This window comes from Streptomyces sp. NPDC059201 (assembly GCF_042754585.1).
In the GTDB taxonomy this organism is placed as follows: Bacteria; Actinomycetota; Actinomycetes; order Streptomycetales; family Streptomycetaceae; genus Streptomyces.
In genome coordinates, this window is the sequence record NZ_JBHZBB010000004.1 from 589,331 (window position 1) to 602,291 (window position 12,961).

Genomic DNA, 12,961 nt, shown 5'->3' on the forward strand with positions numbered 1-12,961 from the left:
GGCGGAGGATTCAGAAGCCGAAGACCGGGCCCGACGGCGGGGCGAGCCGGGTGCCCGGGAGCGGCGGGATCAGCGCGTGCCAGTCCACCGGACGGCCCGTCTCCACCCGCAGCGCCGCCGCCAGCCGGTCCGCGCCCTCCGGCATCACCGGCCGCGCCCACGCCGTCAGCGCCGACGCCACCGCCAACTGCGCGGCCAGCGCGGGCAGATGGCGGCACGCGGTGGTGGGGCGGCAGCGCTCGTGCGCGTTGACGTGCCCGAAGTCGGCGGCCGAGCGGACCATCTCGTCGAGGACGGCCACCGCCCGGCGCGGGTCGAAGGCGTCGGGGCCGTACGCCTCCCGCAGGTCGTCCACCGCCCGGTGCAGCCGCCGCTCCAGGATCTCCCAGCCGGTGCCGCCGGGCAGTGCCTGCGGGGCGAGCCCGTCGCACTCCTCGCGGACGGCGGAGAAGAGCCGGGAGAGCCAGCTGTTCCAGTTCTCGTCCAGCTCGCGGCGGGCCGCCGCCAGCCGGTCGCGCCGGAAGACCGTCCTGCGGCCCAGCGGGCGGGCCTGGAGGACGTGCCGGCGCAGGGTGTCGGAGCCGTACTCGGTGAGCAGGTCGAGCGCCCACACGTTCCCCTCCCGCACCCCCTCCTCGATCACGAACGACTCGTTGACGTTGAAGTCCTGCGGCAGTTTCACGCCCTGCGCGAGCAGCAGCACCGGCAGCAGCACCGCGTGGCAGAAGGAGTGCCCGAAGCCGCAGAAGTGGATGGCGCGGGCCGGCAGCGGCCCCTTGGTGTCGTAGCCGAAGAGGTGCATCGCGGCCGACTCGAAGCAGCCGTCGATCCGGTGCTCCGGGAAACCCTCCACCGGCACGTCCAGGCCCCACTCGGCCGGGTGCCCGACCGCGATGTCCGGCAGCCCGTCCTCCACCAGCGACTCGCACAGCGCGGCGAGGCGCGGCGGCAGACCGGCCGCCGCCCAGTAGTCGGCGAGCGTCTCCCGGAACGGCTCCAGGGGGATGTAGAGGCGGCGGCAGCGGCGGGCGGTCGCCGGGGTGCCGCACAGCGCGCAGCGCGCCCCGATGAGGTCGCCGCCGTCGTTGGGCCGCGCGCACTCGTGGCACATCCCGCCGTCGCTCGCGGCCCCGCAGTGCGGGCAGGAGCCGGTGGCGTGCGCCCCGTGCAGCCACCGCTCGCACGGCTCGCAGTAGGGCAGCAGGCGGGTCCGCGGGGCGATGACCCCGTCCGCGTACAGCTTCGCGAAGAGGTCGCGCACCCAGCGGGCGTACCCCTTGTCGCGGCGCGGCCGGACGATGTGGTCGAACTCGACGCCCGACCGCAGCCAGTCGGCGGTGATCGCGGCCCGGTACCCCTCCGCGACCTCCTCCGGCTTGCGCCCGAGGCGGCGCGCCCGCACCTCGACGGAGCTCGCGTGGTCGGCGGTGCCGGTGGTGAAGCGGACGGGCTCGCCCTCGGCCCGCAGGTATCTGGTCAGGACGTCGGCGGCCACGTACGGCCCCGCGAGGTGGCCGATGTGGAGTTCGCCGTGGGTGGCGGGCGGGGTCGCGGTGATCCAGACGGGGGTGCTCACGGAAATCCTCCTGAGCGTCGGCGAGATGCGGGTGGTGAGGGGGGTGCGGGGCCGGGGGTCAGCGGGGTTCGAAGTGGAAGGAGCGGATGAAGCAGTCGCGGGGCTGCTCGACGGCGTAGACGATGCACTCGAAGAGCGCCTGGGTGGTGAGCTTGTCGTCGGCGGCGGACCCGGTCGGGTCGATGCCGTCCCACTCCGCGAAGCGCGGGTCGGCGGTCGAGAAGTCGGGCGGGAAGAGGGAGAAGACCCGCACGCCGGACGGCCGCAGGCGGCGGGACAGGATGTCCGCGAAACCGGCCTGCGCGCTCTTCGCCGCCCAGAACGCCTCGTGCGCCCCGCCGGCGGCGGTCGCGGAGGCGCCCTCGGCGTCCCGCACGGCCACCATGTTCACGATGTCGGGCCGCAGCGAGCCGCGCAGCAGCGGCAGGAAGTGCTTGACCATGAGGACGGTGCCGCCGGCCGTGGACTCGATGGTCTCCACGATCTCGGCGTCGCTGGCGGCCTCCAGGTCCATGCCGTCGAGCCAGCGCGCGCCGTTGTTGACCAACAGGTCGACCCGGTCGGTGTGTTCGCCGACGCGGGCGGCGAACTCCCGGATCTCGGCGGGCCGGCTGAGGTCGCACCCGAAGGCGTGGATACGGTCACGGGCCGAGCCCATCACCTCGGTACGGGTCCGCTCAGCCGCCTCCACGGTCCGCGCCGACACGTAGACCTCCGCCCCGAGATGGGCGAACCCAACGGCGAGCGCGCGGCCGAAAGAGCGGGACGCGCCGGTCACGACGACACGCAGATTCTCGAATTTCATGTCCGTCTGCTCTCCCCATGGATACGGGTTCCCGGATACGGCGTCCAATGGCCGGTCCTTTTCAGCGTGGCAGAGGTGAGGAGCGCGGGACCTGCGGAAAGGGCTGCGCGTTCACGCCGTTGCGTGGATGCGCCACGGAAGCGGGCAGGGGCCCAGGACGGTCGCCCGCTTGTGGTGGACGCTGACGCGGTCGGGGCGGGTGGAGACGGTGACGGTGCCGCCCGGGGTCCGTACGGGCCGGTCGACGCGGGGCACGACCGTCCCGTCCAGCGCCCCGGCGGCGGCGAGCGCGGCGGCGCCCGTCAGCGCGAGCCGGGGGTGCCAGCCGCCGACGGTGAGGGCGCGGACGGAGAGCCCGTGGGGGGTGCGTTCGACGGCCGCGATCTTGGGGAGCGCGGAGTCCGGCGGATGTCCGAGCAGCCGCGCGGCCTCCGCGCGGAGCGCCAGCAGATGCGGCTGGGCGTCGTGGGTCCGGACGTGCCAGGCGTCCACGAACACGTAGGGGTTCCCGTACGAGACGAGGCTGACCGGCACGCCGAGGAGGCGGTCGCGGGGGCGGCCGGTGGGGAGGGTGCCGGGGGCGTCGGGCGGGCGGAGGAAGTGCAGGGTGTACGCCCCTGGGTACGCCCTCGGGTCCGCCTCCGGATCCGCCTCCGGGTACGCCCCCGGGACCGCCTCCGGCTCGCAGAGCACGGTGTCGCCGGTGGTGAGCGCGCGGACGGTCACGGGCCCGGGGCGCCCCTCGGCGACGACGCAGGCGAGCAGCGAGTGCCCGCACCCGGCCCGGAAGTCGAACCCGCCGCCCGGCAGCCGCTGCACGAACCGGTACCGGAGCCCGCCGGCGCCGTCGTCCCCGTACAGCGCGATCTTGCGGTGCGCGGCGGGGAGGAGCGCCAGCTCCGGCCCGAGCCCCAGCAGGCCGCCGGGCAGCTGGTCGAGGCGGACCACGAGCGTCGGGCCGGGAGCGTCGTGGGCCCGCACGGTGAGCGCGGCCCGTCGTCCGTCACGCCGCGGCACAGTCCGCCGGGACCCGCATCGTGCGGACGACGTCGGTCCAGAGTTCGTGGACGGCGAGGGCCCAGAGGGCTTGGGCGTCAGCTCGGTTGGGGCGGTCCAGTTGGCGGGAGAGGAGGCGGGCGACCCGGTCGGCGCGGAGTTTGCCGCCCAGGACCAGGCGGGCCGGGGAGAGGAGTTCGCGGACGGTGTCGAGGAGCGGCCCGCCGGGGGCGATCATCGCCTCGACGGGGAGCGTGAAGGGCTGCTTCGGGCGGCGCAGGACGGGCGCGGGGAGCAGTTCCGCGCCCGCCTCGTACAGCGCCCGCTTCCCTGTCCGCGCGGCCGCCGGCAGGGCGCGCGCGTGGGTGACGACCGCCGGCTGGCAGAAGGGGAGGCGGGTCTCGACGGCCCAGGCCATCGCGAGGTGGTCGACGCGCCGCAGGTGGTACGCGGGCAGCCGCCACCGCGTCTCCAGCGCGGTCGTCGCGGTGACCCGGTCCGCCCCCACCGCCTCGGCGGACCGCAGCTCCTGCTCGATGCGGTCGGCGGCGGAGCCCGTATCGGCGATGTGGGCACGGTAGTTGGCGGTGTAGAGGTGCTCGCGGAGGAGCCGGGGCGCGGCGGAGAGCGCGTCGGTGTAGGCGGCGGCCCAGTCGGCGCCGGGCGGGGCGGCGAGGGCGGCCGCCATCCGGTCGTACCCGCCGAAGAGTTCGTCCGCGCCGTCGCCGGTGAGCGCGACGGTGAAGCCGTTCTGCCGGACGGCGCGGAAGAGGGCGTAGGTGGAGAGGGTGATGGGGTCGGCGTTGGGCTGGCCGAGGTGGCGGACGGTGCGGGTGAGGAGGGAGGGGAGCTCGTCGGGGTCGAGGGCGATCTCGTGGTGGACGGTACGGGCGCGGCGGGCGACGGACCGCGCGTGGGCGGCTTCGGAGCCGGGCCAGTTGCCGCGATAGGTGAGGTGGAAGGTGTGGAGCGGCGGCGCGTCGGTCTCGCGGGCGTGTTCGGCGGCGAGGGCGGTGACGAGCCCGGAGTCGAGGCCGCCGCTGGTGACGGCGCAGACGGGCACGTCGGCGGCGGCGAGCCGGCGGACCTCGCGCCGCAGCACGTCCTGGGTGTCGCCGACGGGCGCTGCCCCGTGGGGCCCGCGCCGGCGGACCACGGGCGCGGCGCCGGGCCGGACGAGGGCGGTGGCGCCGGGCGGGAGCACGCTGACGCCTTCGAGCGCGGTGCCGGTGGAGAAGGAGGTACGGGTCGCGAGGACGGTGTCGAGGGAGTCCTCGCGCGGGGTGAACCGTACGCCTCCGAAGGCGAGGAGCGCGGGGATCTCGGAGGCGAAGCGGGTGGAGCCGTCCTCGGGGTCGTGGTGGAGGTGGAGCGGCTTCATGCCCATGTCGTCGACGGCCAGGACGAGTTGGGCGCGGCCGGGCCGCAGGTCGAGGACGGCGACGGCGAACATGCCGTCGAGGTGCTCGGCGAAGGCGGGCCCGTACTCGGCGTAGAGGGCCGGGAGGACGGTGCCGTCGCAGCGGTCGGGGAAGCGGTGGCCTCGGGCGGCGAGGGCGCGGCGGAGCTCGGTGTGGTTGTAGATCTCGCCGTTGAGGACGGCGAGGATCCCGGGGAGGTGGGGCAGCCGGTAGGGCTGCTGTCCGCCGCGCGGGTCGGTGACGGCGAGCCGGTCGCAGCCGAGGGACCAGCCGGGGCCGCTGAGCACCCGGTGTTCGTCGGGCCCGCCGTGGCGCTGGCGGGCCGAGGCCGATGCGAGCGCGGCCGGGTCGGGGCGGGCCGCCCCGGCTGCGAGGGTGCCGAGAATCCTGCACATGCCGGTCGCCTCCGTGTCGGTCGTCCGAGGTCCTGCGGGGTCGCGACGCCGCGTTGTCGCGGTGCCGTGTTGTCGCGGTGCCGTGTTGTCGCGCCGTCACGACCCGAGGGGATCAATGATTTGAATCTACCAAGTTTTTGAATGGCGCGTAAGTGCCATGTCCTGTTCACGCCACGGGTTGGCCTTGCGAGGCCCCTCCGCCCCCAACAGGCTGGACGCATGGAGGACTTGGCGACCGACCACCCCACCGCCCGCAGCGCGCCGGAATCACTGCTGGTGGTGGCCGCGCACCCGGACGACATCGAGTTCTGCGTCAGCGGCACCGTCATGCGGTGGATCGAGCGCGGCACCCGCGTCACGTACTGCATCGTCACGGACGGCGGCGCCGGCGGTTACGACCCGATGCTGCCCCGGCAGGCCATGGCGGACCTGCGCCGCGCCGAGCAGGTCCACTCCGCGAAGCTCAGCGGCGTCGCCGACGTCCGCTTCCTCGGCTACCCGGACAGCTTCGTCGAGCCGAGCGTGGCGCTCCGGCGCGACCTGTGCCGGGTCATCCGGGAGGTGCGCCCGCAGCGGGCGATCGTCCCCTCCCCCGAGATCAACTGGGCGCGCGTCGCCGACCTCCACCCCGACCACCGGGCCGTCGGCGACGCGTGCCTCCGCGCGGTCTACCCCGAGGCGCGGAACCCCTTCGCGCACCCCTCGCTCCTCAAGGAGGAGGGCCTGGAGCCGTGGATCGTCCACGAGCTGTGGCTCATGACCGGCCCGACGCCGAACCAGTACGTCGACGTCACGTCCGTCTTCGACCGCAAGGTGGAGGCGCTCCGCATCCACACTTCCCAGACGGCCCACTTCGACGACCTCGCGGGCCTCCTCCGCACCTGGCTCTCCGAACACGCCGCCGCCGCGGGCCTCCCCCCGGGCCGCATGGCCGAGGCGTTCCAGATCGTCCACATCGACTGAGCCGGGCCCGCCCGCCGGGCGCTAGACGTGCAGCTCCTGCGGGAAACCGGTCCAGCGCAGGGGGACGGGGAGATGCCCGATGTCGTTGAAGAGGAGAAGGGCCGGGGCGCGGCCGGGGGCGTAACGGATGACGGTGAGCGCCGCGTTCGCGTGGTTGATGCCCATCCAGCGCCAGGCGGGCGCGTCCAGCGCCGCGCGGACGAGCCACCCGACGAGGAAGTTGTGCGTCACGACCAGCTCGTGGCGCGGCTCGTCCCCCTCGACCGGCCCGGTGAACCGCGCGACCGCCTCCGCCGCCAGCTCCGCGCCCCGCGCCCGCTCCTGGGCGGGGAACTGCTCCAGGAACCCGAGCATCGCGTCCGCCGACTCCGCCGGCAGCTCCTCCCGGGAGGGCGCGTACGGAAGATAGTCACCGGCCGCCTCGGAGGCCCGTACCGGCACCCCGTCGAGCTGCGCGCCGGCCAGCCGCGCGGTCTCCGCGGCGCGGGCCAGCGGCCCGTGGTGCACCGCGCTCAGCGGCACCCCCCGCAGCCGCTCCCCGAGGAGCGCGGCCTGCCGCCGCCCCGCCTCCGTCAGCCCGCTCTCGTCGGGCGTGGCCTCGCCGTGGCGGGTGAGGTAGAGATAGCGGGCGGCCGTGCTGCTGGTCATCGTCGGGCACCTTGCCTGTCGTGGGACGGAATCGATCATGCGGGCGATTCCTGGGACGCCCTCCCGCCCGCGCCGGTTGCACGCACCCCCTCCTTCAGCAGCCCCGCCCACAGCCGGGCCCGCCCCGTCCGGTCCAGGGCCTCGTGGGCGGCCAGCAGTCCGCCGATGACCGCGCCCATGAAACCGCCCGCCAGGACGTCCTGCCCGGCGAGGTACAACCCCTCGACCCCGGTGCGCGGACGCAGCCAGTCCGCGAGCCCCGGCCCGCGCCCGTCGCCGAAGGCGGCGACGTCCTTGGCGAGCCCGTAAAGGCTGCCCCCGGCCCACCCCGCGAAGTGCTCGGCCGTCAGCGGCGTCCCGAGCTCGCAGTACGCCACCCGCCCCCGCGTGCGCGGCAGTTGCCGGTACAGCTCGGCGAGGAGCCCCTCGGTCAGTTCGGCCTTGAGCTTGAGGTAGGCGGGCTCCCGGTCGCGCCACCGCGAGCCGCTGAAGGGCGCGAACAGCTCCGGGTCGACATAGGCGAGGATCTCGCCGGTCGACCGGCCGGGGTAGCGCGCGGCCCAGGTCGGGTCCTTGGCGGAGGAAAAGGAGAGGAAGAGACCGCTGGTACGTCTGTGGCTACCGGCCCTACCGTCGATGCCGTCGGCGCCGTCGAAGAAGGCGTCGCAGTCTCCGTCCGTGACCATCAGGTTGTGGCGGGGGAGTCCCAGCTCCGCCGGGTCGCCGTCCAGGCCGAGGAAGAGGACCACGAAGGGGTAGCCGGGGCGCATGGTGTCCAGGCGGTCGGCGTGGGCGCAGGGGGGTGGGTCGGGGAGCAGGGTGCGGTAGGTGTGGTGGGCGCCTGCCGCGCCGATGACGACCGGGGCGCGTACGGGGGTGCCGTCCGCCAGGGTCACGCCGGTCGCGCGCGTTCCGGCCAGGGTGATCCGGGCGACCGGGGTGCGTACGAAGACCTCTCCTCCGGCGGCGCGGATCGGTTCGGTCATCGCGCGGGCGATGGCCGCGCTGCCGCCCTCCGGGTACCAGGCGCCGGTGCGGAAGTGCTCGAACAGCACGGCCAGGAGGAAGAACGGCAGCCGGGCGGTGGAGTCGGCCAGCAGCAGGGCGCTCCGGGTGAGGAACACCTGCCGCAGCCGCTCGTCGCGGACCAGGCCCGCCACCACCTCCCGGGCCGGCCGCAGCGCCTCGGGCGGGACGGCCGCCGGCCGCAGCAGGCGGGACAGCCGCCGCGCCACCGGGCCCGACAGGCGGCCCAGCGCGAGCGCGGGAAGCGTCGCACGGCACCGCGCGACCAGCCGGAACAGCGCCTCGATCCCGGCCCGTTCGGCCGGGAACCGCGCGGTCAGCACGGCCTGGTACGCCTCGAAGCCGACCGGCGCCCGGTGCGCCTCGCCCGCCAGCCGGTACTCGTCGTACGGATCCCCGACCGGGGCCCAGCGCAGCGCGCCGCCCGTCAGGTAGTCCGACAGCACCCGGACCGGCTCGCGGGGCGCGAGCTGGCCGACGTAGTGGATGCCGACGTCCCACTCCCAGCCGCGCCTGCGGTACGCGTGGGTGTAGCCGCCCGCCGTGTAGTGCCGCTCGAAGACGGCCACCCGCCGCCCCTGCCGGGCCAGGCAGACCGCCGCCGTCAGGCCGCCGGCCCCGGAGCCGATCACCACCGCGTCGTACGCGTCCCCCACCTCGCCCGGCGCGGGCGCCCGGCCCACCAGCACACCGCGCGTCACCTCCGCCGCCTCCGCCCGAACGCTCCGGTCACGGGTACGGGTACGGGTACGGCGATGGGCATGGGTGGTGCTCCTCGGGGAGGGGGGAAGTGAACAGCGGCGGGAGGCATCGGGTGGAACGTAACGTTTCGTCGCCGTCGGGGGTGCGGCCGTGCCCCTGCCGTCACCTGGACGGCTCCACGGCCGCGTTGACGCCCGGGGGGCGCTGGGGGCGCTGGGCCGAGCGGGGGTGGTTGGCGGGCGGTCGGGGGCGCCGAACGAGTGGACTCGTGACCGGTCCTGTCGGCGGGCGGGGCGGCGGAACGGGTGCCGGTGCTGATCTGGCAGCGCCCGTACCGTCCCTCTTCTCCCTCCTCCCCCCTCCCCTCCGACACGAGAAGGCGCCCCCCATGCCACGCACTCCCCGCCGCCGGTCCCTCTTCGCCACCGCCGTGCTCCTCGCGACGGCCGCTCTCGCCCCCTCCGCCCTCCCGGCGACGGCGGCCCCCGTCCCCCTCCCCGCGACCGGCTCCCACGGTGAGGAGCGTTGCCCGGAGGGTGAGCGGCTGCCGGCCGCCACCGCCGCGCGGCTCGACACGACCGTCGAGAAGGTCCGGCGGGAGGCCGGGATCCCCGGGCTCGTGGTGGGGGTGTGGATGCCGGGGAAGGGGTGTTACGTACGGGCCACCGGGGTCGCGGACAAGAAGACCGGGCGGCCGATGTCCGCCGACGACTTCATCCGGATCGGGAGCGAGACGAAGACGTTCACCGTGACCGCGCTCCTCCAGCTCGTCGACGAGGGGAAGGTCGGGCTCGACGACCCGATCGACGACTACGTCCGGGGGGTTCCGAACGGGCACCGGATCACGCTGCGGCAGCTGGCGGGGATGCGCAGCGGGCTGTTCCCGTACACCTCCGATCCCGACTTCGTCCGGGACCTGCTGAGCGCGCCGAAGCGGGCGTTCAACCCGTGGGAGGTGCTCTCGTACGGGTACCGGCACGCCAACACCTTCCAGCCGGGCGCGACCTTCCAGTACTCCAACTCCAACCTCGTCCTGCTCGGGCTGGTCATCGAGAAGGTCACCGGCCGGCCGCTCGCGAAGGTGCTGCACGAGCGGGTCGTGCGGCCGGGCGGGCTGCGGCACACGTTCCTGCCGAAGGGGGCCGAGTTCCCGGAGCCGCATCCGCGCGGCTACACCGACCAGACACTGAGCGGTGCCGTCGCCGACGCGACCGACTGGAACCCGAGCTGGGCGTGGGCGGCCGGCGCGATGATCTCGGACCTCGACGACCTGCGCCGCTGGGCGCGCGTCCTCGCCACCGGCGAGCTCCTCAGCCCCGCGACGCAGGCGCAGCGCCTCAAGACCCTGCCGACGGGCTTCCCCGGCACCAGCTACGGCCTCGGAATCCTCGACACGAACGGCTGGATCGGGCACAACGGCTCCCTGCCCGGGTACGAGACGGTCACCGTGTACCTCCCGTCGCAGAAGGCCACGCTCGTCCTGATGCTCAACACGGACGCCTTGAGCGGCGGGCAGGAGCCCTCCACGCTCGTGGCGCGCGCCGTGACGGGCGTCATCACCCCGAAGAACGTGTACGCGGGGTCGGTGACTCCGCGCCGCTGAGTTCCCGCCGGCCTGCGCCGGGCAGGGCTTCGTGCCTACGATCGGAACATGAGCGCTGACGGTTCCCGCTGGTCCCTCTGCTCCCGCGACTCGTTCCTGTCGATCGGCTCGGTGGGCTCGTTCCTGTCCATCGGCTCGGTGGGCTCGTTCCTGTCCATCGGCTCGGTCGGCTCGGCCGCCTCCATCCTCTCCGCCGGCTCCTGGGCGAGCCTCGGCTCCCTGCTGTCGGCGGAGTCCCAGTGGTCGGCCCTGTCCTGGCGGTCCCGCTGCGGCGTCATGGCAGGAGGAACCGCCGTACTCGGCGGAACCGCACTCGCCGCGGCCCTGCTGGCGCGCAGGGCCTGACACCCACACAGAACGCCCCGCCCCGGAACCTCCGGGGCGGGGCGTCGTCGTGTCCGGCCGTCTGCTCAGGCGTGGGACTCGATCTTGGTCTTGAGGGCCGTCAGGAGGTCGCGGAGGAGGGATATGGAGGTCTCGTCGGTCAGGGTGCCGGTGGCGTCGAAGCGTTCGTGGGAGCGGAAGAGGTGGACCTCGGGCTTCACCACGACGTCGCTGCCCGTGCAGACGAAGACCTGGCGGAGGACCAGCTGCGCGCGGACGGTGCCGAAGTTGGTGGGGGCGGCGCCGAGGATCGCGATCGGCTTGCGGTGGAGGGGGACGAGCTCCTCGCCGGTCGGGTTCGTGGAGAGCCAGTCCAGCGCGTTCTTGAGGACGCCGGGGACCGAGTAGTTGAACTCCGGCGTGGCGATGAGGAGTCCGGCCGCCTCGCCGGCCCTGCGCCGCAGCTCCGTGACGGCGGCCGGGCGGCGGTCGGGGTGGTCGAGGTCCTGGTCGTACGGCGGGATCTCGCGGAGGTCCTCGTAGATCTCGATGTCGAGGCCGCCCGGGTTGAACTTGCGGGCGGCGTGCAGCAGCAGCGTGTTGTGCGAGTCGGCGCGGAGCGAGCCGGAGATGGCGAGCACGGTGGCGGTCATGAAATCCCCCTGGGTGGTGGTCTGTCGGTCGGTGGGCAGCGGCAGCGGTATGCCGCCGCCGCACCTCGAACGGCGATGAACGTAAACCGAACGGTTCAGGGTGTCAACCGAACCGTTCAGTCTTGACAGTGAACCGAACGGTGTAGTTCTCTCGCCCCATGACGACGACGACACCAGCAGCCACCGCCCTCACCGAGCAGGACCACCGCGCCGGGCGGATGGGCCGGATACCCGTGGGCGGCGCCTCATGACCGCGCCCGCCGTGGCGCTGCCGGCGCGGACGCGGGGCGACGGGCCGGTGCTCGCCGCTCTCGCCGCGCCCGCCGCCGCCGGGGTGTCCGGGCCCGCGCTCGTCGTGCCCGAGGCCGCCGCCTCGCTGGGGGTGTCCGTCGGGACGGCGGCCTGGCTCCTGACCGTGTTCGGGATCGGCATGGCCGTCGGTACGCCGCTGCTCACCGCCGCCGGCCGGCGCGGCGGTCCGGGCGGGACGCTGCGGGTCGCGGCGGGACTCGTCGTCGCCGGGGCGGCCCTCGCCCTCTTCGCCCCCGGCTTCCCCGCCGCCCTCGGCGGACGGGCCCTGCTCGCGGCCGGCGCGGCCGGCTTCAACGTGGCCGCCTTCCAACTCGCCGGCCGCGACCCGACCGGCCGCTCCGCCGCCCTCGTCGCCATCGGCAGCGCGGCCGGCGGCACAGCGGGCCTCTTCGCCGGGCCGGCCATCGCCGCGACCCTCGACTGGCGAGGCGCCCTGGTCCTCCCCCTGCTGAGCCTGCTGGTCTGGGGCGCGATACGGGGCGGCCTGGGCACGGACGCGAAAGCGTCCGGCGGGAATACCCTCGCCGCCGGCGCCCTGCCCACCATCCTCCGATCCCCCGCCTTCCTCTCCTCCTCCGCCCTCATGCTGCTGCTCTCCACCGTCAACTTCGGGCTCATGTACGCCGGGCCCCGGCGGGCCGGGGAGCTGGCCGGGTGGGGGGCCGTGCAGACGGGGGCGTACGCGGCCCTCGCCTCGCTCGCCGGGGCGGTGCTGTCCTGGGGGCTCGTACGGGCCCACGTCCGGTGGTGGGTGCTCGCCGGTGGCGGCGCGGCCGCCGTGGTGCTTGCCGCGGGCGGGCCCTGGGCCTGGGTCGTGCTGGCCGCCGGCGGGCTCAGCTCGCTCGTGACCGCCGGGGGCCAAGGGCTGCTCACCGGGCGATCGGCGGACGGGCTGCCCCCGGGGCTGCGCGACACCGCCGTCGGGCTGTTCAACTTCGCGTTCCTCATCGGCGTCGCCGCCGGTCCCGCGCTCGCCGCCTCCCTCTTCTGACCTCTCACGATCTTCCGACCTCTCACGATCCCTGGAGCCGTCATGTCCTTCCCCGACCCCCGCTACCCCGCTGCTCGCTACACCGGCGACCACGGCGAGATCAGCGCCCGCTTCCGGGCCGCCGACACCCCGCCGGACTTCGTCGCCACGGGCGCCGCGCCCGCCGCGTACCACTACCTCTCCACCACCCTCTCCACGCAGGGCGAGTACGGGCTCTACCGGGTGGACATGGGGCCGGAGTCGGCCGGGCCCAGCACCCACTTCCACAAGGCGATGTCGGAGGCGTTCTTCGTGCTCTCCGGGACCGTCCGGCTCTTCGACGGCGAGCGGTGGGTGGACGCCCGCTCCGGCGACCACCTCTACGTCCCCGTCGGCGGGCTGCACGCCTTCCGCAACGAGTCCTCCGAGCCCGTGTCGATGCTGATGCTGTTCGCGCCGGGCGCGCCCCGGGAGCAGTACTTCGAGCAGATCGGCGAACTCGCCGGGATGAGCGAGGAGGACCGGACCGCCTTCCTCGTGAAGCACGACAGCTTCTTCGTCTGAGGG

12 protein-coding genes are annotated in these 12,961 nt (G+C 74.6%); 5 read left to right on the plus strand and 7 right to left on the minus strand.

Annotated elements, in window-relative coordinates; translation table 11 throughout:
- Positions 1–10: 10 nt before the first annotated feature.
- The 4 genes from ACFXMG_RS17125 to asnB all read right to left on the minus strand — a co-directional run bounded on the left by ACFXMG_RS17125 (position 11) and on the right by asnB (position 5,193).
- The gene (locus ACFXMG_RS17125) at positions 11–1,576 is read right to left on the minus strand and encodes a class I tRNA ligase family protein (protein ID WP_383823857.1); all 1,566 of its coding nucleotides are present in this window, start codon (positions 1,574–1,576) and stop codon (positions 11–13) included.
- 58 nt (positions 1,577–1,634) lie between these two features.
- Positions 1,635–2,381: an SDR family oxidoreductase gene (locus tag ACFXMG_RS17130; RefSeq protein ID WP_383823855.1), complete on the minus strand. Its 747-nt coding sequence runs from the start codon at positions 2,379–2,381 to the stop codon at positions 1,635–1,637.
- 111 nt (positions 2,382–2,492) lie between these two features.
- A complete protein-coding gene (locus tag ACFXMG_RS17135) occupies positions 2,493–3,398 on the minus strand; it encodes a hypothetical protein (RefSeq protein ID WP_383823853.1) in 906 nt (301 codons plus the stop codon).
- The gene (gene asnB / locus ACFXMG_RS17140) at positions 3,385–5,193 is read right to left on the minus strand and encodes an asparagine synthase (glutamine-hydrolyzing) (protein ID WP_383823850.1); all 1,809 of its coding nucleotides are present in this window, start codon (positions 5,191–5,193) and stop codon (positions 3,385–3,387) included. Before asnB ends, ACFXMG_RS17135 begins: the two co-directional genes overlap by 14 nt.
- A 219-nt stretch (positions 5,194–5,412) precedes the next feature.
- Between asnB and ACFXMG_RS17145 the strand changes: the two genes are divergently transcribed.
- The gene (locus ACFXMG_RS17145) at positions 5,413–6,156 is read left to right on the plus strand and encodes a PIG-L deacetylase family protein (protein WP_383823848.1); all 744 of its coding nucleotides are present in this window, start codon (positions 5,413–5,415) and stop codon (positions 6,154–6,156) included.
- 21 nt (positions 6,157–6,177) lie between these two features.
- On the opposite strand, the gene ACFXMG_RS17150 is transcribed toward ACFXMG_RS17145, so the two are convergent.
- Positions 6,178–6,843, minus strand: a complete 666-nt coding sequence (locus ACFXMG_RS17150; RefSeq protein ID WP_384119855.1) for a histidine phosphatase family protein — start codon at positions 6,841–6,843, stop codon at positions 6,178–6,180.
- Complete coding sequence (locus ACFXMG_RS17155) at positions 6,840–8,531, minus strand: phytoene desaturase family protein (protein ID WP_383823842.1); 1,692 nt, start codon at positions 8,529–8,531, stop codon at positions 6,840–6,842. Before ACFXMG_RS17155 ends, ACFXMG_RS17150 begins: the two co-directional genes overlap by 4 nt.
- Positions 8,532–8,920: 389 nt before the next feature.
- On the opposite strand from ACFXMG_RS17155, the gene ACFXMG_RS17160 reads away from it, so the two are divergent.
- Positions 8,921–10,135: a serine hydrolase domain-containing protein gene (locus tag ACFXMG_RS17160; RefSeq protein WP_383823840.1), complete on the plus strand. Its 1,215-nt coding sequence runs from the start codon at positions 8,921–8,923 to the stop codon at positions 10,133–10,135.
- 48 nt (positions 10,136–10,183) lie between these two features.
- Complete coding sequence (locus ACFXMG_RS17165) at positions 10,184–10,480, plus strand: hypothetical protein (protein ID WP_383823838.1); 297 nt, start codon at positions 10,184–10,186, stop codon at positions 10,478–10,480.
- 65 nt (positions 10,481–10,545) lie between these two features.
- Here ACFXMG_RS17165 and ACFXMG_RS17170 read toward each other — a convergent pair whose 3' ends face one another.
- Positions 10,546–11,112, minus strand: coding sequence for an NADPH-dependent FMN reductase (locus tag ACFXMG_RS17170; RefSeq protein WP_383823836.1), 567 nt, complete (start codon positions 11,110–11,112; stop codon positions 10,546–10,548).
- 247 nt (positions 11,113–11,359) lie between these two features.
- On the opposite strand from ACFXMG_RS17170, the gene ACFXMG_RS17175 reads away from it, so the two are divergent.
- Both ACFXMG_RS17175 and ACFXMG_RS17180 read left to right on the plus strand, forming a co-directional pair.
- Entirely contained in the window at positions 11,360–12,415 is a 1,056-nt protein-coding gene (locus tag ACFXMG_RS17175) for an MFS transporter (RefSeq protein ID WP_383823835.1), read from the plus strand.
- Between the two features lie 42 nt (positions 12,416–12,457).
- Positions 12,458–12,958, plus strand: coding sequence for a cupin domain-containing protein (locus tag ACFXMG_RS17180; protein ID WP_383823832.1), 501 nt, complete (start codon positions 12,458–12,460; stop codon positions 12,956–12,958).
- The last annotated feature ends 3 nt before the right edge of the window (positions 12,959–12,961 follow it).